This is a genomic window from Bilifractor sp. LCP21S3_F8, assembly GCF_052117805.1.
Taxonomy (GTDB): domain Bacteria; phylum Bacillota; class Clostridia; order Lachnospirales; family Lachnospiraceae; genus Bilifractor.
Genome location: NZ_JBQKIK010000027.1, coordinates 1 through 24,809, shown reverse-complemented (window position 1 = coordinate 24,809; position 24,809 = coordinate 1). Strand labels below are relative to the sequence as shown.

26 protein-coding genes are annotated in these 24,809 nt (G+C 51.7%); 23 read left to right on the top strand and 3 right to left on the bottom strand.

Annotated elements, in window-relative coordinates; genetic code table 11:
- Positions 1 to 51 precede the first annotated feature (51 nt).
- From cbiE to ACTQ3A_RS11350, 7 genes are all read left to right on the top strand, one after another.
- A complete protein-coding gene (cbiE, locus tag ACTQ3A_RS11380; RefSeq protein ID WP_441494900.1) occupies positions 52 to 1,347 on the top strand; it encodes a precorrin-6y C5,15-methyltransferase (decarboxylating) subunit CbiE in 1,296 nt (431 codons plus the stop codon).
- A 15-nt stretch (positions 1,348 to 1,362) separates the two neighbouring features.
- Positions 1,363 to 1,494: a hypothetical protein gene (locus ACTQ3A_RS11375; protein WP_441495327.1), complete on the top strand. Its 132-nt coding sequence runs from the start codon at positions 1,363 to 1,365 to the stop codon at positions 1,492 to 1,494.
- A 10-nt stretch (positions 1,495 to 1,504) separates the two neighbouring features.
- Positions 1,505 to 2,977: a cobyrinate a,c-diamide synthase gene (locus tag ACTQ3A_RS11370; protein WP_441494901.1), complete on the top strand. Its 1,473-nt coding sequence runs from the start codon at positions 1,505 to 1,507 to the stop codon at positions 2,975 to 2,977.
- Positions 2,958 to 3,941 carry an adenosylcobinamide-phosphate synthase CbiB gene (cbiB, locus tag ACTQ3A_RS11365; RefSeq protein ID WP_441494902.1) on the top strand — a complete coding sequence of 328 codons (984 nt, stop codon included), beginning with the start codon at positions 2,958 to 2,960 and terminating at the stop codon, positions 3,939 to 3,941. The genes ACTQ3A_RS11370 and cbiB overlap by 20 nt, the downstream gene beginning before the upstream one ends.
- Before the next feature lie 207 nt (positions 3,942 to 4,148).
- The gene (locus tag ACTQ3A_RS11360) at positions 4,149 to 5,231 is read left to right on the top strand and encodes a pyridoxal phosphate-dependent aminotransferase (RefSeq protein WP_441494903.1); all 1,083 of its coding nucleotides are present in this window, start codon (positions 4,149 to 4,151) and stop codon (positions 5,229 to 5,231) included.
- A 12-nt stretch (positions 5,232 to 5,243) separates the two neighbouring features.
- Complete coding sequence (locus ACTQ3A_RS11355; protein WP_441494904.1) at positions 5,244 to 6,761, top strand: cobyric acid synthase; 1,518 nt, start codon at positions 5,244 to 5,246, stop codon at positions 6,759 to 6,761.
- Positions 6,762 to 6,833: 72 nt separating this feature from the next.
- Positions 6,834 to 7,493, top strand: a complete 660-nt coding sequence (locus tag ACTQ3A_RS11350; protein ID WP_441474488.1) for a precorrin-8X methylmutase — start codon at positions 6,834 to 6,836, stop codon at positions 7,491 to 7,493.
- A 69-nt stretch (positions 7,494 to 7,562) separates the two neighbouring features.
- On the opposite strand, the gene ACTQ3A_RS11345 is transcribed toward ACTQ3A_RS11350, so the two are convergent.
- The gene (locus ACTQ3A_RS11345; protein ID WP_441100205.1) at positions 7,563 to 7,844 is read right to left on the bottom strand and encodes a type II toxin-antitoxin system HicB family antitoxin; all 282 of its coding nucleotides are present in this window, start codon (positions 7,842 to 7,844) and stop codon (positions 7,563 to 7,565) included.
- A 550-nt stretch (positions 7,845 to 8,394) separates the two neighbouring features.
- Between ACTQ3A_RS11345 and ACTQ3A_RS11340 the strand changes: the two genes are divergently transcribed.
- The 16 genes from ACTQ3A_RS11340 to rsfS all read left to right on the top strand — a co-directional run bounded on the left by ACTQ3A_RS11340 (position 8,395) and on the right by rsfS (position 23,325).
- Positions 8,395 to 9,933, top strand: coding sequence for a 4Fe-4S dicluster domain-containing protein (locus ACTQ3A_RS11340; protein ID WP_441100204.1), 1,539 nt, complete (start codon positions 8,395 to 8,397; stop codon positions 9,931 to 9,933).
- A gap of 192 nt (positions 9,934 to 10,125) precedes the next feature.
- Positions 10,126 to 12,003, top strand: a complete 1,878-nt coding sequence (locus ACTQ3A_RS11335) for a TIGR03960 family B12-binding radical SAM protein (protein ID WP_441100203.1) — start codon at positions 10,126 to 10,128, stop codon at positions 12,001 to 12,003.
- Positions 11,987 to 12,772 carry a TIGR03936 family radical SAM-associated protein gene (locus tag ACTQ3A_RS11330; protein WP_441494905.1) on the top strand — a complete coding sequence of 262 codons (786 nt, stop codon included), beginning with the start codon at positions 11,987 to 11,989 and terminating at the stop codon, positions 12,770 to 12,772. The genes ACTQ3A_RS11335 and ACTQ3A_RS11330 overlap by 17 nt, the downstream gene beginning before the upstream one ends.
- A gap of 161 nt (positions 12,773 to 12,933) precedes the next feature.
- On the top strand, positions 12,934 to 14,181 hold the full coding sequence (locus ACTQ3A_RS11325) for a ribonuclease E/G (RefSeq protein ID WP_441494906.1): 1,248 nt from the start codon (positions 12,934 to 12,936) through the stop codon (positions 14,179 to 14,181).
- Complete coding sequence (locus ACTQ3A_RS11320; RefSeq protein ID WP_441494907.1) at positions 14,171 to 15,364, top strand: CPBP family intramembrane glutamic endopeptidase; 1,194 nt, start codon at positions 14,171 to 14,173, stop codon at positions 15,362 to 15,364. The genes ACTQ3A_RS11325 and ACTQ3A_RS11320 overlap by 11 nt, the downstream gene beginning before the upstream one ends.
- 220 nt (positions 15,365 to 15,584) lie before the next feature.
- Complete coding sequence (locus ACTQ3A_RS11315; protein ID WP_441494908.1) at positions 15,585 to 16,463, top strand: DegV family protein; 879 nt, start codon at positions 15,585 to 15,587, stop codon at positions 16,461 to 16,463.
- A gap of 151 nt (positions 16,464 to 16,614) precedes the next feature.
- Positions 16,615 to 17,361 (top strand): YoaK family protein, encoded by a 747-nt coding sequence (locus ACTQ3A_RS11310; protein ID WP_441494909.1) that lies wholly within the window; start codon positions 16,615 to 16,617, stop codon positions 17,359 to 17,361.
- Positions 17,362 to 17,656: 295 nt separating this feature from the next.
- A complete protein-coding gene (rplU, locus tag ACTQ3A_RS11305; RefSeq protein WP_441100192.1) occupies positions 17,657 to 17,965 on the top strand; it encodes a 50S ribosomal protein L21 in 309 nt (102 codons plus the stop codon).
- A complete protein-coding gene (locus tag ACTQ3A_RS11300; RefSeq protein ID WP_441494910.1) occupies positions 17,966 to 18,298 on the top strand; it encodes a ribosomal-processing cysteine protease Prp in 333 nt (110 codons plus the stop codon).
- A 3-nt stretch (positions 18,299 to 18,301) separates the two neighbouring features.
- A complete protein-coding gene (gene rpmA / locus ACTQ3A_RS11295) occupies positions 18,302 to 18,595 on the top strand; it encodes a 50S ribosomal protein L27 (protein WP_441100189.1) in 294 nt (97 codons plus the stop codon).
- A 261-nt stretch (positions 18,596 to 18,856) separates the two neighbouring features.
- A complete protein-coding gene (gene obgE / locus ACTQ3A_RS11290; RefSeq protein WP_441494911.1) occupies positions 18,857 to 20,155 on the top strand; it encodes a GTPase ObgE in 1,299 nt (432 codons plus the stop codon).
- A gap of 112 nt (positions 20,156 to 20,267) precedes the next feature.
- Entirely contained in the window at positions 20,268 to 20,894 is a 627-nt protein-coding gene (locus ACTQ3A_RS11285; protein ID WP_441494912.1) for a hypothetical protein, read from the top strand.
- Between the two features lie 120 nt (positions 20,895 to 21,014).
- Positions 21,015 to 21,308 (top strand): YhbY family RNA-binding protein, encoded by a 294-nt coding sequence (locus ACTQ3A_RS11280; RefSeq protein WP_441494913.1) that lies wholly within the window; start codon positions 21,015 to 21,017, stop codon positions 21,306 to 21,308.
- Between the two features lie 257 nt (positions 21,309 to 21,565).
- A complete protein-coding gene (nadD, locus tag ACTQ3A_RS11275) occupies positions 21,566 to 22,231 on the top strand; it encodes a nicotinate-nucleotide adenylyltransferase (protein WP_441494914.1) in 666 nt (221 codons plus the stop codon).
- Between the two features lie 62 nt (positions 22,232 to 22,293).
- The gene (gene yqeK / locus ACTQ3A_RS11270) at positions 22,294 to 22,887 is read left to right on the top strand and encodes a bis(5'-nucleosyl)-tetraphosphatase (symmetrical) YqeK (RefSeq protein WP_441494915.1); all 594 of its coding nucleotides are present in this window, start codon (positions 22,294 to 22,296) and stop codon (positions 22,885 to 22,887) included.
- 60 nt (positions 22,888 to 22,947) lie between these two features.
- Complete coding sequence (rsfS, locus tag ACTQ3A_RS11265) at positions 22,948 to 23,325, top strand: ribosome silencing factor (protein WP_441100179.1); 378 nt, start codon at positions 22,948 to 22,950, stop codon at positions 23,323 to 23,325.
- Positions 23,326 to 23,480: 155 nt separating this feature from the next.
- Here rsfS and ACTQ3A_RS11260 read toward each other — a convergent pair whose 3' ends face one another.
- Positions 23,481 to 23,885: an MGMT family protein gene (locus ACTQ3A_RS11260; protein ID WP_441494916.1), complete on the bottom strand. Its 405-nt coding sequence runs from the start codon at positions 23,883 to 23,885 to the stop codon at positions 23,481 to 23,483.
- Positions 23,886 to 24,082: 197 nt separating this feature from the next.
- Positions 24,083 to 24,385 carry a LysM peptidoglycan-binding domain-containing protein gene (locus ACTQ3A_RS11255; RefSeq protein WP_441100176.1) on the bottom strand — a complete coding sequence of 101 codons (303 nt, stop codon included), beginning with the start codon at positions 24,383 to 24,385 and terminating at the stop codon, positions 24,083 to 24,085.
- Between the last annotated feature and the right edge of the window lie 424 nt (positions 24,386 to 24,809).

Here is a 24,809-nt window from a genome sequence, read left to right as displayed (position 1 = left end):
GTCGGATTTGGAACGCCTCGGGGATGGGATTTTTTGACAGGAGAATGATTTATGAGTGAAATTGCCGTGATTGGCATTGGTATGGGAACAGAAAAGGGACTGACCGTGGAGGCGGTGGATTTTATCCGTTCTTCTGATCTGTTGATCGGGGCGGAGCGTATGCTGCGGGATGTCGCGGGAAAAGGGCAGGAAACCTGCGCGGAATATCTGCCCGCGAGGGTAGCTGCGGCAATTGAAGAGCATCCAAATGCTTCGAGGATCTCCATTCTGATGTCCGGCGATGTCGGATTTTTCAGCGGAGCAAAGAAACTGTACGCGGCGCTCGGCACACGGCACAATCCGGACGATTCGATCCGCGTCATGCCGGGGATTTCATCGGTCGTCTATTTCTGCAGTCAGCTCCGCATCGCCTGGGAGGACGTGAAGCTGACAAGCATGCACGGGATGAACTGCAACCTCATCGGCGAAATCTGCCGGAACGGAAAGGTTTTTTCCATCCTTGGCACGAAGGATCAGGCGGCGGAGATCTGCCGGAAGCTAATCACTTATGACATGAATGAGGTGACGGTACATATTGGTGAGAATCTCGGATATCCGGAGGAGAAAATTCTTTCGGGGCGTCCGGTCGATTTTGCGGATTATGAGTCATCCGCCCTCAGTGTGATTCTGGTGGAAAATCCGAACGTGAATCCTGTCGTGACGAGCGGGGTGCCGGACGAGGATTTCCTGCGGGACAAGGTTCCCATGACGAAGGAAGAGGTACGCATCGTTTCGATCGGAAAGCTCCGGCTGACGGATCGGTCGGTTGTATACGATATCGGTGCCGGCAGCGGTTCGTGCTCGGTTGAAGCGGCACTGCGGGCGGTGAACGGAAAGGTTTACGCAATCGAGAAGAACCCCGCGGCGGTTCGGCTTCTCTATTCGAACAAGCTGAAGTTCCGCGTGGACAATATGGAGATCGTAGAGGGGCTGGCACCGGAGGCACTGAAGGACCTTCCGGTACCGACGCATGCCTTTCTCGGCGGCACCGGCGGAAATATGGAGGAGATTCTGCGGACCCTGCTGGACAAGAATCCGCGGATCCGCATCGTACTGAATGCCATTACGCTCGAGACAGTCTCGCAGGCACTGGAAATTCTGAAAAAGCTTCCGTTTAGTGAGCCGGACATCGCCTGCATCACGGTTGCGAAGTCGAAGAAGGCGGGGCCCTATCACATGATGATGGGGCAGAATCCGGTGTACGTGATCACAGCGGAAGGCGCTGAGGCGAAAGAATCGGAGAATGAACTGGAGAGAGCTCTCGTCCACACCGGAGTTGACGGCGAGAAGTTCGACGAGGAAAGCTGAGAAGTCGTTGCTGATGTGAAAAATAAGACGGTTCACTTGGAAAAACACGGTTCACTTGGGAAAAACACGGTTCACTTGAAAAAATACGGTTCATGTAGAAAAGAATACGGTACATATGGGAAACAATACGGCACATATAAAAAATGATACAGTACATATGGATGATAATCGGGTACGTACGGAAATTGCAAAAGCAGACACGGATAATTATGAGAAGATCAGAATCAGCCGGATCATGATCGCGGCGCCTTCCAGCGGCAGCGGCAAGACGCTGATCACCTGCGGATTGCTGAATCTTCTGAAGAAAAAGGGATTGAAGCCGGCTTCCTTTAAATGCGGACCGGATTTCATCGACCCGATGTTCCATACGAAGGTTCTCGGTACGAGAAGCCGGAATCTGGACACCTTTTTCACGGACCCGGATACGACCAGAGGTCTTCTGGCGCGGAACGCAAAGGACGCGGATCTGGCCGTTCTGGAAGGCGTAATGGGATATTTTGACGGGATGGGAATTGACAGCTCGAGAGCAGGGGCAAGTGATCTGGCCTCTGTCACGGACACGCCGGTTCTTCTGATTGTTCCCGCAAAGGGAGTCAGCCGTTCTGTACTTCCTCTGATCCGGGGCTTTCTGGATTTTCAGGAAAAGCGCTGTATCCGGGGGTTGATATTAAACCGTGTTTCCGCGGGACTCTATCCCAGGATGAAAGAAATGATCGAGAGGGAGGTCGGAATACCCGTTGTCGGCTATGTGCCGGTCGTAAAGGACTGCGCGCTGGAGAGCCGGCATCTGGGACTTCTGATGCCGGATGAGATTGCCTCTTTTCAGGACAGGCTGGACAGGCTGGCAGACGTACTGGACGGGACGCTGGATCTGAGTCAGATCCTTGAAATTGCCGGGAGCGCCCCGGCACTGACCGTGCAGAAAAGTAATCCTGAAAAGTACAGTACCCCGGATTGCGGTGCGGCAGAGCAGAGCGGGAAAGAATGCGGAAGTGGAAAGGTCAGGATCGGCCTCGCAAAGGATGAGGCCTTCTGTTTTTTCTATGCGGACAATCTGGATCTTCTGAGGGAGATGGGCGCTGAGCTGGTTCCTTTTTCTCCGATTCACGATTCCTGCCTTCCCGATAACCTGGATGGTCTGATGCTCCACGGCGGATACCCGGAGCTTTACGGAAAAGAGCTGGGAGAGAATGCTTCGATGCGGGAGTCTGTCCGCAGAGCTGTGACAGGGGGACTCCCCACACTGGCGGAATGCGGGGGATTTCTCTACCTGCACAGGCAGCTGACCGACCTGGAGGGTAATGTATGGCCAATGGCGGGTGTTTTTCCGGAGAGTGCGTACTATACCGGACGTCTGACGCGGTTCGGCTATGTGACGCTCACAGGAGGAACCATGTTCGGAAGGGATGTCGGAGAGATCCGGTCCCACGAATTCCATTACTACGAATCAGAGGACCCCGGCAGCACTTTCCTCGCGCGCAAACCGGTCGGAAACCGCTCCTGGCGCTGCGTCAGAAGCACGGATACCCTTTATGCAGGGTTCCCTCATCTGTATTTCTATGCAAACCCGGGGATCGCTGAGGCATTTATCGAGAGGTGTGCAGAGTATCATGCTAATAGAAACCTTTGACCATATCGTTCCGGCGGTACTGCTCGGCGGAATTCTGGACCTTGTGTTCGGGGATCCGCACGGTCTGTACCACCCGGTTCAGCTTATCGGAAAGTTTATTACCTTTTTTGAAAAGCTCTTCCGGAAGATTTTCCCTTCCGGAAAAACAGGAGAGCGGACAGCAGGCGTTCTGACCGCGCTCTGTGTCATGGCGGTGAGCACTCTGATTCCCGTGGTTCTTCTGAAACTTTTCTATCACGTCAATTTCTGGCTTGGCTTTGCTGTCGAGACGTTCTGGTGTTATCAGATTCTTGCGGCAAGATCACTCCGGGATGAGAGCATGAAGGTCTACCGTGAGGTGAAGACCGGAGATCTTGGAAGGGCCAGAAAGGCAGTCTCCATGATTGTGGGGAGGGATACGGAAAAACTGGATATGACAGGAGTCACAAAGGCGGCGGTTGAGACCGTCGCGGAAAACGCCTCCGACGGCGTTGTGGCGCCTCTGATTTTTCTGATGATCGGAGGAGCTGCGGGGGGATTCTTCTACAAGTCCGTTAATACGATGGATTCCATGATCGGGTACGTCAATGACCGGTATCGGTGGTTCGGGACCTTCGCGGCAAGGCTGGATGATGTTCTGAACTTCATTCCGGCGAGAATTTCCGGCCTGCTCATGGTGCTTGCCGCGCAGATCTGCGGAAATGACGGAAAAAATGCCATGAAGATTTTTAAGCGCGACCGGCGGAAGCACGCCAGTCCGAATTCGGCGCACACCGAGGCCGCGATGGCCGGCGCGCTGGATATCCGGCTTGCGGGAGATGCGTGGTACTTCGGGGAATTGCACCGGAAACCATATATCGGGGACCCGATCCGCGAGATTGTACCGGAGGACATTCCCCGCGCAAACCGGATCATGTACGGAACTGCCGTGCTTGCCTTCCTTCTGTCAGCAGCGGTGCGAGTGCTGATTCTTGTGCTGGTGTGAGGCGGCGCGGAAGGAAAGAACCAGAGTTATTACCCGGCGCAGGCGTTGATTCCTGTGCCCGTGCGCCGGAAGAAAGGAAAGACCGGACAGTCGGGACCCGGCACAGGCGGGGATTTCAGCACAGCTGTGATTTGCCGGAAAGGAATGGCCGGACAGTCGGAGCTTGGTGCAGGTGATGATTTCTGTGCCGGCGGGAGAGGTGAAGGAATGGTTAAGACAGTACATGGCGGGGATGTCTACCGGCATCCCGGCGTCATTGATTTTTCATCAAATATGAATCCGCTCGGGACGCCGGAGGGCGTGATCCGCGCGGCACAGGAGAGTATGACAGAGATCTGCCATTACCCCGATGTGCGGCAGGAACAGCTGATCCGTGCCTTGTCTGCATACGAGAAGGTGCCGGAGGAGTATCTGTTCTGCGGAAACGGCGCGGCGGAGGTGATTTTTGCGTATGCCTGGGCGCAGCGGCCGAAACAGGCACTCATCCTTGCCCCGACCTTTGCGGAATATGAGCAGGCACTGAAAAGCACCGGATGCGCGGTGCGGCTCTATGCTCTGCGGGAGTCCGATGGTTACCGGCTGACGCGGGATTTCGCGGAAGCGATTACAGAGGATCTGGACGTTGCCGTTCTCTGTAATCCGAATAATCCGACCGGCATTCCTGTTGATCCGGAGCTGATGCGGGAGATTATCCAAACCTGCCGGGCAAGGGGCGTGAGGCTTTTTGTGGATGAATGCTTCCAGGATTTTTGTGATAATCCGAAGCGTCTGACAGTCAGGGGGTATCTGGAGGAGGAGCCGGAAATCTTTATTCTGAAGGCGTTTACCAAGCGGTACGCGATGGCCGGTCTTCGGCTCGGGTATGGGATGACGTCGGATGCGGATCTTTTGTCCCGGATGCGTTCGGCGGTGCAGCCATGGAATGTCTCGATTCCGGCACAGAAGGCGGGGACGGCAGCTCTTCAAGAAGAGGAATACGTGGAGAAGGCAAGGGCAGTTGTGCGCAAGGAGCGGGCATATCTGAAAAAATCGCTGAAAAATCTGGGATTTCAGGTATTCGATTCCTGCGCAAATTATATCTTCTTCAAGGGAGAGGAGGGGCTTTCCGAAAAGCTTCTGCCTTACGGGATCATGATCCGGGACTGTTCTAACTATCACAATCTCGGAAACGGGTATTACCGCGTTGCGGTACGGCTGCATCCGGACAACGAAAGGCTGATTGAAGCGCTTGGAATGACCCGGCGGAATATTGTGCGCAGGGATACAGAGACATCAGAAGACATCAGATAAGAGGATTTGATTATGGCAAAAGCAATAATGATTCAAGGCACAATGTCCAACGCCGGGAAGAGCCTGATCGCCGCGGGACTGTGCCGCATTTTCAGGCAGGACGGATACAGGGTGGCGCCGTTCAAGGCGCAGAATATGGCACTGAATTCCTTTATCACGCGCCAGGGCCTGGAGATGGGACGGGCGCAGGTGATGCAGGCGGAGTGCGCCGGTGTGGAACCGGATGTGCGGATGAACCCGATTCTTCTGAAGCCCACGAATGACACCGGCTCTCAGGTCATCGTAAACGGGGAGGTCCTGGGGAACATGGATGCCAGGGAATATTTCCGCTATAAGCCGAACCTGATCCCGGAGGTCAGAAAGGCGTACGAGTCCCTCGCCGCGGAGAATGACATTATCGTGATCGAGGGCGCGGGCAGCCCTGCGGAAATCAATCTGAAGGATGCCGACTGTTTCGTTAATATGGGAATGGCGAAAATCGCCGGTGCGCCGGTTCTTCTGGTCGGCGACATCGACCGTGGCGGCGTTTTTGCGCAGCTGATCGGAACGGTTGAGCTTCTGGAAGAGGACGAGAGGAAGATGGTGAAGGGACTTGTGATCAACAAGTTCCGGGGAGACCGGACCATTCTGGATCCGGGAATCCGGATGCTGGAAGAAAGATCCGGGATTCCGGTTGTCGGTGTCGCGCCCTACCTTCACATCGAGGTAGAGGATGAGGACAGTCTCACGGAGCGGTTCTCGGGCAGTCAGACCGTCGCCGCGATTGATATTGTGGTCATCCGCACGCCCCGGATTTCAAATTTCACGGATTTCAATCCATTTGAGAAGATGAAGGGCGTCTCTCTTCGGTATGTGGATCGGGTGTCGGAGCTGAAGAATCCCGATATGATCATTCTTCCCGGCACCAAAAATACCATGGAAGATCTTCTCTGGATGAGACAGAACGGTCTGGAGGCGGCTGTCCTGAAGGCGGCTTCGGAGGGCACCGTGATTTTCGGCGTCTGCGGCGGATATCAGATGCTCGGGGAGACGCTCTCCGATCCTCTGGGCGTTGAGAACGGCGGTTCCATCAAGGGAATGGGCCTGCTTCCGATGCACACTGTTTTTGCGGGAGAAAAAACCCGCACCCGTGTGGAAGGAAACTTCGGACAGCTTCAGGGCGCACTGAAAAACCTGTCCGGGACGGCAATCGAGGGATATGAGATCCATATGGGTGTCAGCACCTTGAATGAGAACGCAGTGCCGACGGTGCATATCCGGGATACGAATGTGGAGGGCGCGACCGAAAAACAGGACGGCGCTCAGCAGGGAAACGTATATGGAACCTATGTCCACAGCGTCTTCGACCGGGAAATGGTAGCCGACAGAATTGTGGAGGCTCTGGGACGAAGGAAGGGGATGGACACCTCGGATATGACGGGCGTGGATTATCAGACCTTTAAGGAAAGTCAGTATGACATTCTGGCAGAGGAGCTTCGCAAGAACATGGATCTGAAAAAAATCTACAGGATTCTGGATGCCGGTGTGTGATTAAGATTCTGGATGCCGGCGTGTGATTATATAATAGTGCAGGTTTTATCGAAAAGGATGGGAATTACCGATATGTCAGAAGTAAAGATCGAACTGGAAAATGTGAAGCCGATGGATATTGAGAAGCGAAGCTTCGAAATCATCACGGAGGAACTAGGAGAGAAGAATCGTCTGCTGATACCCGGAACGGAGCTGATTGTGAAGCGGTGTATCCATACCAGCGCGGATTTTGATTACGCGGATAACCTCTGCTTCTCAGAGAACGTCGTGGAAAAGGCACTGGATGCGATCCGCGGCGGGGCGAGCATCGTTACGGACACGCATATGGCGCACTCCGGAATCAACAAGCATGCGCTTGCCCGATACGGAGGAGAGGCACTGTGCTTCATGTCCGATCCGGATGTGGCAGAAGAGGCGAAAAAACGGGGCGTCACCCGCGCCGCGGTATGCATGGAAAAAGCTGCCAGGCTGGACCGGAAGCTTATCTTTGCGGTGGGAAACGCGCCGACGGCGCTGGTGCGCCTGTATGAGATGATCGAGAACGGGACGGTGAAGCCCGAGCTCATCATCGGCGTCCCGGTCGGCTTTGTGAATGTCGTGCAGTCGAAGGAGCTTATCATGCAGACCGATGTGCCATACATCGTAGCAAGAGGGCGCAAAGGCGGGAGCAACATCGCCGCCTGCATCTGCAACGCTCTGCTGTACATGCTGAGCAGCGACAGGGGATATTGACAGCGGGAGTGCGAAACACGGAGCAATCCGTAACTTCTACAGTTTTTGGAACAAGCTATCGTACAGGGTTTATTCCTCCCATCCCTCCATCATCCGGTAGGTGATGAGAATCTCCCGGACAATCTCGCCTTCCGCGGCTTCCGCCTCGAGATCCGCTTTATCGGAAGAGGGAGGAAGCTGCGGATCCGGCTCCTGAAACTCCGCCTCAATCCAGTTATAGGCGGCATCCTTCGCGTTGTCGAGCACCTCGTCGAGGGTATCGCCGTCTGCCTCACACATCTCAAGATCAGCAAACTTCGCGTGATATCCGTTTTCGGTTTTCTTTACAATAACGGGATAATAAAACTTCATCTTTACCTCCTAATCATACGTGAATCAAACATTCCTGAAATAGCGGCACGAATTACACGGGCCGCTATTTCACGGGTCACTATTATACGGGCCGCTATATTATAGCAAATCCGCTGAAAAAAGAAAACATGGACGAACCGGAAAAAAAAACAAAAGAAAACACAAAGGAAAACAATGAGGTGTATTTTTCAAAGAACATTTGTCCGCACAAAAGGGTACCGGTTGAATCAGCCTTCCAAAAATAGTAAGATTAGTGTATAAGCTCTTCGGAAACGCAGACAGGATCGTCACGCGCGAAGCGTGTGTAAGAGACTGTCTACAATCCGCAGCTTATACAGTATGTAGCGCTGCACAGAGCATTTGGCTTACATAATATGTATTTTTTCCGAATGCAGGGGCCCGTGCGTGCGTATAAAAAGAGTACAATTCTCCCGGTGCGGAGACTATTTTCGGAGAATTGGCGGGGCGGATCTTGCGGTTGAATCCGTTCCTCTGTTAGTGTTCTTTGTGAGTTTGAACTTGACCTAAAATTGGAAAGGATGTATGTGGTATGGTTACAAATGATGAAAATCTGATTCAGCTGAAGCATAAGATTCTTGAGGAAACGGCAAGGCTCGCCTGGAACGACGAGCTGGATGAGGACGGCAAGGAAAAACTGATTCTGAAGCTGAGCCCGGGACCTCTTGCAAAATACAGATGCTGCGTCTACAAAGACCGCGAGCTGATCAAGCGCCGGATTCGTCTGGCGGAGGGCAAGAACCCGGATCCGAACGATACCTCAAAGAATATCGTGCGCGTTCTCGGACCGGCATGTGAGGAGTGTCCGATTTCCGCCTATACCGTAACCGACAACTGCCGCAAATGTATGGGACAGCCATGCCAGAGCTCGTGCAGATTCGGGGCGATCGATATGGGTGCGCATCGTTCTCATATTGACGCGACAAAGTGTAAGGAGTGCGGAAAATGTGCGGAGGCGTGTCCCTACAATGCGATCGTTCATCTGGTCCGGCCCTGCAAAAAGGCCTGCCCGGTAGGCGCCATTACCTATGATGAGTACGGGATCTGCGTCATTGATGATTCGAAATGCATTCAGTGCGGGCTCTGCATTCATTCCTGCCCGTTCGGCGCACCAGCGTCAAAATCCTACCTCGTAGACATCATCCGTGACATCAAGGCCGGAAAGGAAGTCTATGCGATGGTTGCGCCCGCGACCGAGGGTCAGTACGGACCGGATATCACAATGGGGTCCATCCGTCAGGCGGTGAAGGAGCTCGGGTTCAAGGATCTGGTCGAGGTCGGCCTGGGAGCAGATATGACGGCAGCCTTTGAGTCTGAAGAGTGGAGTGAAGCTCTGAAGGAAGGGCGGAAGATGACGACCTCCTGCTGCTCCGCCTTTATCAATATGCTGAAGGTACATTTCCCGGAGCAGTACAAGAACAACATGTCCACCGTTGTGTCTCCGATGTGCGCCGTGTCCCGATATCTCAAGGCCATGCATCCGGGATGCGTGACGGTTTTCCTCGGACCCTGTGTAGCGAAGAAATCCGAGGCGGCAGATGTAGAGGGTGTGCCGAAAAACGCGGATTATGTCATGACCTATGGTGAGTTCTCCGCGCTTTTACGCTCCAAAGATGTGGAGCTGAAGCCCTGTACCGATCCGTATCAGGAGGCTTCCATCTTCGGTAAGAGATTCGCCACCTCCGGCGGAGTTGCGAATGCCGTGATTGAGTGCATGAAGGAGCGCGGTGAGGATACCTCAGGTATCCGGCTTCTGAAAGCCGCGGGCGGTCCGGAGTGCAAAAAGGCACTCACGATGCTGAAGTTCGGAAGACTTCAGGAAGATTTCATCGAGGGTATGATCTGTCCGGGCGGCTGCGTGGGCGGTCCGTCCCGCAAGGTAACCGCCGCCGAGATAATGAAGGACCGTGAGAAGCTGCTGAAGAAGGCGGACGGCAGAAAGGTGCTGAAGAACCTTGAGAATTATCCAATGGACAAATTCTCCATGTTCCGGGACGATATCATCCGTGACACCCGGAAACAGCCGGTTGACGGGACGCAGAAGCCGGCCGGTCAGGGAAGCGCCGAATAAACTGCATGCCTGCCCGCGGCTGTCAGAGATTCTGTTCTGACCCGCGGACAGGTGGATTTACGCGAACAGTGAGCCGCAGCCGAATGCGAAGTATTTGTGTGCGGCGAGCGTCGCGATAGCGAGATAAAACTCGCGCAGCGTGTTTTATCTCGTTTTTTCCTGAACGAAATAAAATATTTAAAGGGTGAATGTATGAGAAGATTGGCATTGAGCGATGAAATTCTGCTGTCAATTGACAAGCCTGCCAGGTATATCGGCAATGAGGTGAATGCGGTTGACAAATCAGAATCTTTCGATCCGGAGAAGATGATTCGGTTCTGTATGTGTTTCCCGGATGTCTACGAGATCGGTATGTCTCATCTGGGGATTCAGATCCTGTATGATATGTTTAATAAACGAGAGGATGTCTGGTGCGAGAGAGTCTATTCTCCATGGCCGGATCTGGATGAGATCATGCGGGAGAAGAAAATTCCTCTCTTTGCCCTTGAGTCTCAGGAACCGGTTCGCTCATTTGATTTTCTCGGAATCACGATTCAGTACGAGATGTGCTATACAAATATCCTCCAGATCCTGGATCTGTCCGGGATTGCTCTTCACGCCGCGGACAGGGGAGAGGATGAACCCATCGTCATTGGCGGCGGCCCCTGCACCTACAATCCGGAGCCGATCGCGGAATTCTTCGATCTGTTTTATATCGGTGAGGGCGAAGTCGCGTACGACGAGCTGTTCGATCTGTATCAGGAGAAAAAAAGAACCGGTATGAGCCGCCGGGATTTTCTTTTGCGAGCCTCCCGTATCGAGGGAATTTATGTGCCGCAGTTCTACCGTGCGTCCTATCACGAGGACGGGACGCTCGCGTCCTTTGCACCGACAGAGGAAGGCGTGCCGGAAAAGGTGCGTAAGCGGATCGTCATGGATTTCAGTGAAGTGACCTATCCGGACGCGCCGATTGTTCCCTATCTTCAGGCCACACAGGACCGGGTCGTTCTGGAGATTCAGAGAGGCTGCATCCGTGGCTGCCGTTTCTGCCAGGCAGGAATGATCTACCGTCCGCTTCGGGAGAAGAATGTAGAGCGGCTGAAGCGGCAGGCGGAGGTGATGCTGAAAAATACCGGCTATGATGAAATTTCCCTGAGCTCGCTTTCCAGCAGCGATTACTCACAGCTGAATGAGCTTCTGAACTTCCTGATTCAGATCTGCAACGAAAAGGGCATCAACATTTCGCTTCCGTCCCTCAGGATCGATGCCTTCTCGCTCGATGTGATGTCGAAGGTGCAGGATGTGAAGAAGAGCAGCCTGACCTTCGCGGCGGAGGCAGGTTCACAGCGGATGCGTGATGTTATCAACAAGGGCATCACCGAGGAGGATATCCTTGGCGGCGCTCTCGAGGCGTTCCGCGGCGGGTGGAACAAGGTAAAGCTCTATTTCATGCTTGGACTTCCGGGAGAGAATGAAGAGGATGTCAAGGATATTGCGCACCTCTGTCAGAAGGTGGCCGAGTGCTACTATGACAATATTCCAAAGGAGGAGAGAACGGGAAAAATCAGCATAACCGCGAGCAGCTCGTTCTTCGTTCCAAAGCCCTTCACGCCTTTTCAGTGGGCACGGATGGACCGGGAGCAGGAATTCCTTGATAAGGCGCATATGGTCAAGGACGAGGTTCGCGCGATGACGAACCAGAAGAGCATCCGGTACACCTATCATGATGCGTATATTTCGGTCCTGGAGGGTGTCCTCGCAAGAGGAGACCGGCGCGTTGCTCAGGCAATCGAGACAGCTTACCGCAAAGGCGCGATCTTCGATGCCTGGACAGAGTATTTTGATGAGGACAGATGGCAGGAAAGCTTCCGGGAGTGCGGAATTGATCCGTATTTCTATACCGCGCGGGAGAGAGACACCTCCGAGCTGCTTCCGTGGGATTTTCTGGACTGCCAGGTCAGCCGGGACTTTCTGATCCGGGAGTGGAAGCGGGCCAAGGAGGGAATCATCACACCGAACTGCCGGCAGAGATGCAGTGGATGCGGATGCCGCGTCTACAGGGGAGGAGTGTGCTATGAGAGTCAGGATTAAATTTACAAAAACCGGATGTCTGAAATTCATAGGTCATCTGGATGTCATGCGTTTCTTTCAGAAGGCAATCCGCAGAGCCGGGCTGCCGGTTTCCCTGTCCGAAGGATTCAGCCCTCATATGCTGATGTCTTTCGCGGCTCCGCTCGGCGTGGGCAAGACAAGCAGCGGCGAATATTTTGATCTTGATCTGAAGGAAGAAATCCCCGAGAAAGAGATCCTTGAGAGACTGAACCGGCAGATGGTTCCGGGGATGCATGCGGAAAGCTGCATCCGAATCGGAATCACAAAGGCGGAGAAATGCATGACGCTGGTAAACGCGGCTGACTATACGGTAAGTTTCCGGAAGGGAAGCGTGAAGCTTCAGGAGCGTGACGTACTCCAGGATAAGCTGAACGCTTTTCTGTCGTCGCCTTCCGTCATTGTACTTCGAAAAACAAAACGCAGTGAGGCGGAGACGGATATCCTTCCCTGGATCTATGTGATGAACCTGACAGAGCTGGATGACCAGGAACTGGCGGAGCATCCCCAGGGGACGGACGCGGAGCGTGTCGCCTTCCATATGCTGCTTTCCGCCGGAAGCGTCAGCAATCTGAAGCCGGAGTTGGTCATGAGCGCATTCGCGGAATCCGCAGGCTTTGAGATTCCGACTTTCAGTCTTCTGATTCACCGCAACGACATCTATACGAATATCGGAACGGCTGAAGACAGAAAGCTTGTGCCGCTGGATCATGTTCCCCATGCGGCAGAATCGATGCGGCAGTTCGAGTGATTATCTGTATATAGTCCGTCAGGGACGTGCGGGCTGTGCGAAGAAATCGATGTGGCTGGCGCAAGTCTGTACATAATCATAATTCGTCACAGGCATGCGGGCTTTGTGAAGAAACCGATAAAGTGGGAGCGGCTGTCTGTATAAACAGATCAGGTCTGAAGGTGATTGAGAAACAGGACATGAGTATACCCGCGGGGGAAGCAGAGAACATGGGAGAGAAGAAGATTGTAATCGCAAAATATCCGGCGGGAGAAGTTCCGTGTCTTGCATCGGTGCTTTATGAGGATGACAAACCGGTGGAATTTTATATCCGGAGAAAAGACAGCCCGTCCATACTGGGCAATATTTATGTGGGAAAGATCGAGAGCATCCAGAACAATCTGAATGCTGCCTTTGTCCGGATCGGCCCCGACCGGAACGGATATCTTCCGCTGCCTCCGAAGCATGCAAGGCAGGACAGGACACTGAAGGCGGGAGACGAGATTCTGGTACAGGTCGAGAAAGAGGCGATGAAGCAGAAGCTTCCGAGGCTGACGCAGAACCTGACGGTTCCGGGCAGATTCCTGGTGCTGACCTCGGAGCGAAAGACCCTGAACTTTTCCAGAAAGCTTGCGGAAGACGACCGTAAGCGCCTGGAAGATTTTTTCCGTCCGCTCTGCGACGGCCGCTTCGGCCTGATTGTCAGAACGAACGCCGCCGAGGCTGATGAGGAGGAACTCCGGGGGGAATGGGACGCACTATCGGGTCAGATGAACCGGATTCTGGATCACGGACTGGAGAGAACCTGTTATTCATGTCTGTATCAGTCAGAAAGCGATGCGATCTATCTTCTGAAGCAATGCCCGGTCAGGGAACTGAAGCGCCTCGTCACCGACGATCCGGAGACGAAACGGGAGCTGGACGATTATATCCTCCGGACATTTTCGGAGGATGACCGGCCGGAGGCGGTTTTCTATGAGGACCGGATGGTGGATCTCTACAAGCTCTATAATCTGACGACGCTTTTCGAAGCCCTTCAGAGCCGAACAGTTTGGCTGAAGTCCGGAGGATTCCTCGTGATCGAGCAGACGGAGGCCTTTGTATCTGTCGATGTGAACACCGGACGTTATTCCGGGAATAAAAGCTTCTCAAAAACGGTTCAGATGACAAATGATGAAGCGGCTCCCGAGATCGCGAGGCAGATTCGTCTGCGGCAGCTGTCTGGAACGATTCTCGTGGATTTCATCAATATGAGAGAACCGGGTGATCAGAGAAGACTGAGAGAGAGGATGACGGAGGAATTCCGGAAAGACCCCTCACGGCCTCAGGTCATCGATATCACCGCGCTTGACATCATGGAAATTACGCGGACCAAGAAGAGAAAATCATTCAAGGAGCAGTTAAAGGATATTGAAGCAGATGCAGAATAATTCCTTCAATCTTAATCATTCCGGAGATGACCGAAGCCGGCAGGATTATCTCTACGGAGACAGGAACCGGCAGGACGATTCTTCAGGAAGCAGATACCAGCAGGAGAATGATCTATCTGGAAGCAGATCCCGGCAGGACGACCCGTCAGGAAGCAGATTCCGGCAGAATGGATCGTTCGGAAGCAGAAACTGGGAGAATGATCCACGCGGGAATGAAAACAGGTATGAACACGAGTGGGTGCCATACGAGAGCATATCCGGAACAGCGCCCAGGGGACTGAAGAAACCGCGGACGAAGCGTGAGCTGAAATTCTGGCAGTGCCTGGTCTTCTTCATCTGCATGATGGCGGTCTGGATTTTTACGAATGGATGGGTTTACCTGCTGACCGGGAACATGGATCTGGATTCCTTTGCGATGGAGCTTGAATTTGTTGTGGCCTCCGTTCTCTTTGTGTTTTTCATGAGAGCAGATCCGAAGGAGGTATTTCCGCTGCACAAACCACGGATGTCCGCTGTTTTCGGAGTCCTGATTCTGGTAGTCGTCGGTTATCTGGCAGCAGATGTTGTGACGATTCTGGAGATGTTTTTCGTTCCGCATGCATTGCAGAGCATCGATGAGGGCCTTGCGGGCACCTATTCCTCGAGTCTGCCCGTTGAGCTTTTTCTCACCGCCTTCATGCCTGCCGTGTGTGAAGAGGCTCTTCACCGCGGAGTCCTGGTATCAGGCCTTCGTACGAGCTTCCGGAAGAGATGGCAGATCATCCTCGTGGGAGGGGTTCTGTTCGGCGTCTTTCATATCTATCCCGTCCGCTGGTGGATTCCCGGAATCCTCGGAGCGCTGATGACCTGGGTAATTCTCGAGACAGATAATATCTTCTACACAAGTCTGCTGCATTTTTGTTATAACGGGCTTCTGGTGGTGATCTCCTTTCTCGCATCGGATACCACTGCCCAGGCGTCGTATACTGCGTCCTCGCAGATGGTCGGAGTTTCTCTGCTGTTTTACGGTATTCCGATTCCAATACTGATTTACACGGGATGCTGGCTGATCCGGAGATCCGTCACGTGGAAGAAGCCTGCTTTTATCGAACCGGGTCTGGAGGAAAAACGGCTGGCACAGATTCTGGTGCCGACCGGGGTGATCCTTCTGACCGGAATTCTTTTTCTTTTGATCCGCAGATAAGGATAGCCGTTATGGGCATTATTTCGTCAGGAAGCGCCGTCTTTCTGCTTTTTGTTTTTTTTGCTCTGCAGACTAAAATAGGGGTTTTTTCCTTTTCCTGAGCGGTTTTTGAAAAACCTGATGAGGACACAATTTTTTAAAAGTGGGTGTTTGCATTTTATCGGGGCTATTGTAAAATGAATTAATAATATGTTTACAAGCAGGGTGAGGAGGATATTTCATGTCGAAGGTTGCAATCGTAACCGACAGTAACAGCGGAATCACACAGAAAATGGCGAAGGAGCTCGGGGTATATGTGCTGCCGATGTCATTTCTGATCAACGGAAAGGTGGTTCGTGAAGATATTGATATAACGCAGGCGGAATTTTTCAAGGAGCTTGAGGACCCGAATGTCAGTGTCTCCACCTCTCAGCCGGCTCCCGCCGAGGTTACGGATCTCTGGGACAAAGTGCTCAGAGAGAATGATGAGATTGTATACATTCCGCTCTCCAGCGGACTTTCCAATTCCTATCAGACGGCCAGGCTGCTGGCGGAGAACTATGACGGCAAGGTTCAGGTGGTGAATAACCAGAGGATTTCCGTTACCATGCGCCAGTCGGTGGAAGACGCACAGACGCTGAGAGATGCCGGGTGGAATGCAGAACAGATCCGCGAGAAGCTGGAAGAGGACAAGTTCAATTCCAGCATATATATTATGGTAGATACTCTGAAATATCTGAAAAGAGGCGGCCGCATCACAGCTGCTGCCGCATTGATCGGAAGTGTGCTTCACATCAAACCGGTACTGCAGATTCAGGGCGAAAAGCTGGATGCTTACGCGAAAGCCAGGGGTACAAAGCAGGCGAAGAAAATCATGCTGGACGCTGTGCGGAAGGACATGACCGGAAGATTTAAGGAATTTGTGGATAAAGGAGAATATACCATCCGTTATTCATATTCTGAGGGAGACGATCCCGAAGAAGTGAAAGAGTGGGTGGATGAGATACAGGCAGCCTTCCCGAATGACGAAATCAAGGGCGATCCGCTTTCTCTTGTCATCGGATGCCATATCGGGCCCGGAAGCCTGGCGATTACCATCAATCATAAAATCACAGTATAACATGAATCACGGTATAACATTAAAGTACAGACAGGAACGCAAAGACGCAGGTACTGTCTGTACTTTTTCCGCTTATTATGCAGACGGCGCAGTTCGATGCACCTGCGGAAGAGCGGTTCTGCCTTAGAGACAATTGGAAAAGGCAATCGAAATGAGACATAATGCAAAAGAGCTATCCGAACATGATGCACATCGGGAATTTTTTTTGGAGTGTGAGAAGCACTGGGTTTTCTGGTCGCTGATCCTGGTAGGCGGTTATTACGGAGCATATACCTTCATGGTTCGGGGTGGTGTGTTCTGCAACGCACAGACGGCAAATGTCGTTCTTCTGTCCATGGCGATCGGCGAGAGAGACTGGGATAAGGCATTATACCTGCTGATACCGATTTCTGCCTACTTTGCCGGCGCAATTCTGTCAGAGTTTCTGGCCAAACGAGTGAAGCAGCTGCATATGCTGCGTTGGGACACGATTCTGGTTGGATTTGAGATCCCTGTGGCGATCCTGCTCGGAGCTCTTCCGGAAAACGCTCCTGACCAGATCTGCCAGGTTACGTTGAATTTTATCTGTTCCATGCAATTCAACACCTTCCGTCAGAATGAGGGAATTCCGATGGCAACTACCTTTGTGACTAATCATATCCGCCAGACGGGCAGCAATCTGGTCAAGGCTGTGCGGGATAAGGATCCGAAGGCTGCACTCCGCTGGAAGATGCATGGGTCAATGATTCTGTTTTTCCTGGCCGGAGGAATTCTTTCCACGTTGCTGTGCGAGGTTTTTTCGGTCAGAGCGATCTGGGGGAGCGTGCCGATTCTTCTGTATACCTTTATCCGGCTTATGGTGGCCGACCGCACATATGAAAGGGATATGCTCGGAAAGGTTCCCAGGGGTCATTCCTGAGAGAGCATCTTCGGGTGGCGTTCTCCACGGATCTGTTCCTCAGAGACCATTGCGAGCAGCTATTTCTGAAAGGACGTCCCGGATAAGTCTCATTCCTGACAGGAGGAGGATTCTGCGGCTTTGTGATTGGAGTGTGAGCTGCATTAACGAGTCATATTTTTTGATTTTCTGGTTGACAATTATCAAGCCATATGCAATAATATCAAAGTATGCCGCACAGAGAGGTATAAGAGTCTGCCTGAATTCATGCAGGCCACCGGATCTGGCGAGTTTTAGAAAGTAGGAGGTGTCCTATATGTACGCTATTATTGCAACTGGCGGAAAGCAGTACAAGGTTTCCGAAGGCGATGTTATCCGTGTTGAGAAGCTCGGTGCAGAGGCTGGAGAGACAGTAACATTTGATCAGGTACTTGCAGTTCGCGACGATGATACCATCAAAGTCGGCGGCGAGACAGCCGGTGCTTCTGTAGAAGCAAAGGTTCTTGCCAATGCAAAGGCGAAGAAGGTAATCGTTTACAAGTACAAGAGAAAAACCGGCTATCATAAGAAGAACGGTCACAGACAGCAGTACACAAAGGTACAGATCAGCAAGATCAATGCTTAAATGACCAAGGTTACTTTTTATCAGAATCGGAACGGCAGGATTACCGGCTTTGAGGCAAGAGATCATTCCGGATATGCGGAGGCGGGCGAGGATATCGTCTGTGCAGCCATATCTGCTCTGGTCATTCACACAGTGAATTCACTGGATCGTTTTACCGGAGATCAGATAGAGGAATCCTCGGATCCTGAGAATGCGGTGATTTGTGTCCGTGTAAAGGGCATTCCGTCTGACGGATCGGAGCTGCTGCTTCGGGCATTGGCTTCCACCCTTTCCGATATGCAGGAAGAAGAGTCCTATCAGGACTTCATTGATGTTAATTTCGTGGAGGTGTAAGAAATGATGAATTTAAATCTTCAGTTCTTCGCTCATAAAAAGGGAGTAGGTTCTACAAAGAACGGCCGTGATTCCGAGTCCAAGAGACTGGGCGCCAAGAGAGCAGACGGACAGCTTGTAAAAGCCGGCAACATCCTTTACAGACAGCGTGGAACTCATATTCATCCGGGTCTGAATGTAGGCCTTGGTAAAGATGATACTCTGTTTGCTACAGCAGATGGTATCGTGAGATTTACCCGTAAGGGAAGAGACAGAAAGATCTGTTCTGTTATTCCGCAGGCTGAAGCAGCTGAATAATTTTTGAAACATAAGGGCTGTCACATTCGCTGTGACGGCTCTTTCTGCTATGTGGGCAAAGAACTGCGGCAGTGCCAGACGCGAAGCTTAGGCTGCCTGTGCTATACAGAGAATTGCAGGGGCCAGAAGCGCGGAACAGGGCAAATTATTGTTGAGAATGCAATTTATATGGCCTACCCATGTGTTTTTGTAGTTGTTGTTTATTTTTTCTGAGTCGGCGATATAAGTTACATTCTTTTTTTATGAACTGAGGTGATCATTATGTTTGCAGATCGTGCGAAAATTGCGGTGAAATCCGGAAAGGGCGGGGATGGCCATGTGAGCTTCCGCCGTGAGAAGTTTGTGGCGGCAGGCGGACCGGACGGCGGAAACGGAGGAAATGGCGGAAGTGTCATTTTCGAGGTGGATCCCGGACTGAATACGCTTGCCAGCTTTCGTCATCATTACAAATTCAAGGCGGAGGATGGACAGGAGGGCGGAAAAAGGCGCTGTACCGGGAAGGACGGAGCGGACGTTGTCCTGAAGGTTCCGGACGGAACGGTGATCTATGAGGCACAAAGCGGGAAGGTTATCGCGGATATGTCCGGCAAAAACACCCGTGTGGTGCTTCTGAAGGGCGGAAGGGGAGGCAAGGGTAATATGAATTACGCGACGCCTACCATGCAGGTACCGAAGTACGCGCAGCCGGGTCAGCCGTCCAGAGAGCTTGAGCTGAGGCTGGAGCTGAAAATGATTGCCGATGTGGGACTGATTGGTTTTCCGAGTGTCGGCAAGTCAACACTGCTGTCGAGAGTCAGCAATGCGCAGCCGAAGATTGCCGAGTATCATTTCACAACTTTGATTCCGAATCTCGGTGTAGTTGACCTGGAAGGCTGCAATGGATTTGTCATGGCAGATATTCCGGGATTGATTGAGGGAGCCTCTGCGGGAGCGGGACTGGGATACGAGTTCCTGCGTCACATTGAGCGCTGCCGGATGCTGATCCATCTCGTGGATGCCGCGGGTACAGAGGGACGGGACCCTGTGGAAGACATCTATACCATAAACGGCGAACTGAAGAAATACAATGCGAACCTTGAGAAGCTGCCGCAGGTGATCGCTGCAAACAAGGTTGATTTGATTTTCCCGGAGGATGGAACAGAGGATCCGGTGGAGAGGCTGAAAAAGGAGTTCGAGCCGAAGGGCATTCGCGTATTCCCGATTTCGGCTGCGACTGGAAAAGGAATTAAAGAACTGCTATACTATGTACAGAACCGTCTGGATGAGATCCCGAAGAATACGGAGCTGTACGCGCAGGAGTTTGATCCGGAAATCATGATCCCCGAGGACAACCTTCCTTATACCGTCACAAAGTCAGAGACGGAGGATCACACCTACATCGTTGAGGGACCAAAGATCGAGAAGATGCTCGGATACACGAATCTGGATTCCGAGAAGGGATTCCAGTTCTTCCAGAAGTTCCTGAAGGATTCCGGTATTCTCAGTGATCTCGAGAAGGCAGGTATTCAGGACGGCGATACAGTACGGATGTACGGACTTCATTTTGACTATTATAAGTAAACGTTCATGCCCCGCAAGCGGGGCGCCACAATATGTATAAAGCCAGGTGCGGGAGCTGCTTCGCAATTCCCGCGGCTGCCACATACTGTATAAGTAACGGAGGTGCCTGCAAATGGGGCTGATCGAGATCTGGCAGGAGCTGCCGGAAGTCAGAAATCTGGAATTTAATTACCTGAGCCATTCCGACAGGGATGAGACCTACTCGGAGACACGGAAGATTCCGCCTTTCGATATTTTCTGCAGAGATGCGGAATTCACCTGGGAAGGGATCCGGTTCACCTCGAAGAGAGAGTGGTTCGGGGCGCCGCGCAATGAGCATCTTCTGGTCTTTCGCCAGACGATAGAACCGTTCGCAAACTGCAATTTTGAACTGAGAACCTGGATGGACGAGCCGGATGCGGATTCTCCGTGGCAGCTTGAGCAGTATCTGGAACAGGAAAATAATTCCTGCGGCTTTTTGTTCCGTAATCTGCAGGGAAGACATCTGATTCTCTGCGAGACTTCTCAGATCACTTCTTTTTCCATAAGGGTAAATGAAACCAGGGAGAAGGTTACACGTCATTATGCGATTACGGCTTTTGAAGAGAGTCCGATCCGGGTTGAGAAGTATTTTTCTCTTCACACCGACGATGAGGACAATTATCAGGAAATCGCGTTCCGGGAATGCCGGGAGGCGTCAAAGCTTCGTTTTGATGATCTGAAGGGCCGCGGGGCATGGGTACTGCCGGAGAGAGAATGAACAAAGGGCGGCGGGACGTGAGCGCTGCCGGAGAGAGAACGAACAAAGGACAGCGGCTGTCTGTCAGATGTATAGGAGAGCCGCGTAAATGACATTGATAGATAAAAACAGGAGAATCAGATGACAAGTAAACAGAGAGCCTACCTGAAAGGGCTGGCAATGAACGTGGATACTATTCTTCATATCGGAAAGAGCGGAATCACGCCGGAACTGACGGAAAATGTCCGCCTTGCGCTTGCCGCGAGGGAATTGATAAAGATCGGCATCCTTCAGAACTGCATGGACGATCCAAAGGAGATGGCACAGATGCTGGCGGAGAGGACCAAATCCCAGATTGTACAGATCATCGGCAAGAAGATCGTTCTGTATAAAGAGGGACAGGGTGATGACAGGAAAATTGTATTCCCGAAGTAAAAGGCCGGCAAGAGGTCCGCACCTATTATAATAAAAACCGTCATACCCCGTAGACGGGACGCAATAATATGTATAAGTTCCCGCGTCACTTCACAGCTTCTGCGCCGTTAAGAGGTGACCGGCTTCGTCGGCCTTGCTGTTCCGTTCGCACTCCCTGCGGGCAGTGCCGCAGAACGGGCATACCGGGGATAGGGCGGCGCTGCGGACATCATCTGATACGGAACCGTTCATATGGGTATTTGGGACAGGGGATTTCTATGTCAGAAGAGAGAAAACGAAAGATCGGTATCATGGGAGGAACCTTTGATCCGATTCACATCGGGCATCTGATACTGGGAGAGGCAGCGAGGCAGCAGTTTCGTCTGGATAAGGTTTTCTTCATGCCTGCAGGCAACCCGCCTCACAAAAGGAACCGTGCCGGAAGAGCCGGAGATGAACAGCGGGTGGATATGGTAAGACTGGCCATCGCATCGAATCCGGGCTTTGAGCTCTCTCTTTTTGAGATGAATGAGGATGGCTACAGCTACACGTATCGAACACTGGAGATGCTGCGGAAGAAAAATCCGGACATGGATTTTTATTTTATCATGGGTGCAGATTCTCTGTTTGATTTTGACCAGTGGCGTGAACCGCAGAGAATTGTCAATGCTGCCCATATCGTTGTCGCGACAAGAAATCAGACAGATCCGGATGTCTTCAACAGGCTTCTGGATCAGCGGAGAGAAGAGTTTCACGGAGACTTCCTGAAGCTTGACACTCCGAATCTGGATATCTCCTCCAAGCATATCCGCGAGCTGATCCGAAACGGAATATCGGCGAGATATTATCTTCCGGATCCGGTGCGGGAATATATCCGGAAAAACAGGATTTATCTGTCTTCCGCTGAGAATAAGGAGAAGGTGGCGTGCTCCGGAAAAAGATAATACAGCCCTGTTAACTGATGGGCAGATGATCAGCATAGAAAATGTTCAAAGAAGGACAGAAAATGGGCAAAGATAAAACAGAGTGGAATGCAATCGAATCCAAGTTAAAGAAAGAACTGACGGACAGCCGTTACCGCCACACGCTTGGAGTCACTTATACGGCATGCGCACTTGCAATGCGCTATGATGTGGATTTGAAGAAGGCGCGGATGGCGGGACTTCTGCACGACTGTGCAAAGTGCATACCGAATGCGCAGAAAATTGAAATCTGCACCAAGAAGAATATTCCGGTGAAAAAGTTTGAACTGGAGCATCCGGTGCTGCTTCATGCAAAGCTCGGCGCGTATATTGCAAGGAAGGACTACGGGTGCCAGGATACGGAGGTTCTGGATTCCATTACCTGGCATACGACAGGAAAGCCGGAGATGACAACGCTTGAGAAAATCACGTTTATCGCGGACTATATCGAACCGAATCGTGATAAGGCTCCTCATCTGGCGGAGATACGGAAAGTCGCATTCTGCGATATTAATGAATGCATGTATATGATCCTGAAGGATACGGTGCAGTATCTCAGTGAAAATCCGAAGTCAATGGACGAGACGACGCTTTCAGCATATGACTACTATCGGACGCTCACGAAACACATCGATTAATGCCGGATGATACATCGTGCCACAAACTGTATAAGCTACGGATTTATTAAGGAGGAAAAAATGACAGAGCCCAGAGAAATGGCAGATATTGCCGTAAAAGCACTGGAAGAGAAAAAGGCTATTGATATCAAGGTCATCGACATTTCTCATATCTCGACACTGGCGGATTACTTTATTATCGCCAGCGGATCTAACCGCAGTCAGGTTCAGGCGATGGCAGATGCCGTTGATGAGGCACTTGACAAAACAGGTGTTCATGCCAGAAGCACAGAAGGGTATCAGAACGCGAACTGGATTCTGCTTGACTATGGTGATATCGTCGTTCATCTGTTTGATGAGGAAAATCGTCTGTTCTATGATTTGGAGCGGATCTGGAGAGACGGCAGGGTCATCTCTCCGGAAGCACTTGAGGATGGATCTGAATCGGAGGAGAAATAAACCGTAATGCCCCGGAAGAGAGGCACCACAATCGGTATAATGCCGGGTCTCATATGGGAGAGTCCGTTCTTATGGAAGGATCTCCCTTTGACGGATTTTGACGGACGGGCATTAGAGGCTGGAAGACAAGAACAGGATCTGGTGTTCTGATAGGCTTATTGAAAGTCGGCCAGAGAAAATCTCTTCCACTGATATTTTGCCAGATCTACAATCCCATCGGGACAGGGCACTCCGTCTGCTTCAAGAAGTTCGATCTGACGGTTTCTTCCGCCAAACGCGAAGGCGGGAGAAACCTGTCCATTCCGGTTAACGACACGGTAACAGGGTATGTGTTCCGGGTCGGGATTCACGTGTAGGGCGTAACCGACAACGCGCGCCCACCGTTTATTGCCGGCAAGAGACGCGATCTGACCATATGTCGCCACTTTGCCTGCGGGAATCTGCCGCACGACCTCATAGATTCTTTCAAAGGAACTTTTTTTATTTATCGCTTCTGTCTTCAATTCGTATTTGTATCCCCGATGTTTATCGTATTTGTCACACCATTTGTATCCTTTCATTTAGCATAGCAGAGTCCGTTGCTGTTGTCTATGCGTCGAGTGTTAAAGGCGCAGATGATCTCCACGCCTCTGATGATTTCCAGACTTTCTGGCGCTTCCGGTACTCCGATCGATTCTCATGGGCCTGCATGGGCTGTCTGATGCCTTTATCGTATCCTTTCGCAGGATTCGATTCCAACGGGATGAAAAGGTATGGATCATTCCTTGAGCTCCGTGGAGTAGTAGGGGATGATAATCCGCTGCCCTCTGTCGAGCTGATCTCCGTGGAGATGGTTGATAGAGGCAATCTCGCTCATGTAGTCGTAGATATCCCTGTATTCGGGCGACATATGATCGGAGGCAATGGACCAGAGGCTTTCGCCCTGATCCACCTCGATACTGGTATAATACTTGTAGGTGGGAACATTCACCTTCTCCGCTTCCGTGCGGTTCGCGGTAAAGTGGAGCAGCAGAAGGACTGCAGCGAGGAAAATCATCATTATGACAATAGCTCTCTTCATATGGCGAAGTTTTCTCTGCTGTTCTCTCCGGAGCGATCTTCTTCCACTGGAACGGCGATATCCTGCGGCGCGATCAGCAGCGTCTCTTCTGGCAAAATTAGCCGATCCTGATCTGTCTGATCCTGAATATGCTGAATTATAGTAAATACGACGGGAATGTACGGAATAATTATTCGAAATCATAAATCTGCCCCCTCAATTAAAATGCTTAACAGAAAAACCCGAACACAGGTTCCGAACACCTGTTCTTATATTGCGATTATATTACACTTCTGTAAACGTGTCAATAAAAAACGAATGTTTGTTCGGTAAAATATAAGCCATAAATGATAAAGTCCTGATGTACCACAAATGAAAATGTCCCGATTATGGTAGAATATTACTTTCTATAATCTATCAGATCGGAGGACATAGCTTATAAGAA

What these genes read in the sequence shown, in the direction of transcription:
- ACTQ3A_RS11370 (WP_441494901.1), top strand. Translation starts at nt 1,505, where the DNA reads ATGGATGATAATCGGGTACGTACGGAAATTGCAAAAGCAGACACGGAT.
- ACTQ3A_RS11360 (WP_441494903.1), top strand. Translation starts at nt 4,149, where the DNA reads ATGGTTAAGACAGTACATGGCGGGGATGTCTACCGGCATCCCGGCGTC.
- cbiB (WP_441494902.1), top strand. Translation starts at nt 2,958, where the DNA reads ATGCTAATAGAAACCTTTGACCATATCGTTCCGGCGGTACTGCTCGGC.
- ACTQ3A_RS11330 (WP_441494905.1), top strand. Translation starts at nt 11,987, where the DNA reads ATGAGAGTCAGGATTAAATTTACAAAAACCGGATGTCTGAAATTCATA.
- ACTQ3A_RS11280 (WP_441494913.1), top strand. Translation starts at nt 21,015, where the DNA reads ATGACAAGTAAACAGAGAGCCTACCTGAAAGGGCTGGCAATGAACGTG.
- rpmA (WP_441100189.1), top strand. Translation starts at nt 18,302, where the DNA reads ATGATGAATTTAAATCTTCAGTTCTTCGCTCATAAAAAGGGAGTAGGT.
- ACTQ3A_RS11320 (WP_441494907.1), top strand. Translation starts at nt 14,171, where the DNA reads ATGCAGAATAATTCCTTCAATCTTAATCATTCCGGAGATGACCGAAGC.
- nadD (WP_441494914.1), top strand. Translation starts at nt 21,566, where the DNA reads ATGTCAGAAGAGAGAAAACGAAAGATCGGTATCATGGGAGGAACCTTT.
- ACTQ3A_RS11300 (WP_441494910.1), top strand. Translation starts at nt 17,966, where the DNA reads ATGACCAAGGTTACTTTTTATCAGAATCGGAACGGCAGGATTACCGGC.
- ACTQ3A_RS11350 (WP_441474488.1), top strand. Translation starts at nt 6,834, where the DNA reads ATGTCAGAAGTAAAGATCGAACTGGAAAATGTGAAGCCGATGGATATT.
- ACTQ3A_RS11335 (WP_441100203.1), top strand. Translation starts at nt 10,126, where the DNA reads ATGAGAAGATTGGCATTGAGCGATGAAATTCTGCTGTCAATTGACAAG.
- ACTQ3A_RS11315 (WP_441494908.1), top strand. Translation starts at nt 15,585, where the DNA reads ATGTCGAAGGTTGCAATCGTAACCGACAGTAACAGCGGAATCACACAG.
- rsfS (WP_441100179.1), top strand. Translation starts at nt 22,948, where the DNA reads ATGACAGAGCCCAGAGAAATGGCAGATATTGCCGTAAAAGCACTGGAA.
- ACTQ3A_RS11345 (WP_441100205.1), bottom strand. Translation starts at nt 7,844, where the DNA reads ATGAAGTTTTATTATCCCGTTATTGTAAAGAAAACCGAAAACGGATAT.
- ACTQ3A_RS11355 (WP_441494904.1), top strand. Translation starts at nt 5,244, where the DNA reads ATGGCAAAAGCAATAATGATTCAAGGCACAATGTCCAACGCCGGGAAG.
- ACTQ3A_RS11310 (WP_441494909.1), top strand. Translation starts at nt 16,615, where the DNA reads ATGAGACATAATGCAAAAGAGCTATCCGAACATGATGCACATCGGGAA.
- ACTQ3A_RS11260 (WP_441494916.1), bottom strand. Translation starts at nt 23,885, where the DNA reads ATGAAAGGATACAAATGGTGTGACAAATACGATAAACATCGGGGATAC.
- yqeK (WP_441494915.1), top strand. Translation starts at nt 22,294, where the DNA reads ATGGGCAAAGATAAAACAGAGTGGAATGCAATCGAATCCAAGTTAAAG.
- ACTQ3A_RS11285 (WP_441494912.1), top strand. Translation starts at nt 20,268, where the DNA reads ATGGGGCTGATCGAGATCTGGCAGGAGCTGCCGGAAGTCAGAAATCTG.
- cbiE (WP_441494900.1), top strand. Translation starts at nt 52, where the DNA reads ATGAGTGAAATTGCCGTGATTGGCATTGGTATGGGAACAGAAAAGGGA.
- rplU (WP_441100192.1), top strand. Translation starts at nt 17,657, where the DNA reads ATGTACGCTATTATTGCAACTGGCGGAAAGCAGTACAAGGTTTCCGAA.
- obgE (WP_441494911.1), top strand. Translation starts at nt 18,857, where the DNA reads ATGTTTGCAGATCGTGCGAAAATTGCGGTGAAATCCGGAAAGGGCGGG.
- ACTQ3A_RS11340 (WP_441100204.1), top strand. Translation starts at nt 8,395, where the DNA reads ATGGTTACAAATGATGAAAATCTGATTCAGCTGAAGCATAAGATTCTT.
- ACTQ3A_RS11255 (WP_441100176.1), bottom strand. Translation starts at nt 24,385, where the DNA reads ATGAAGAGAGCTATTGTCATAATGATGATTTTCCTCGCTGCAGTCCTT.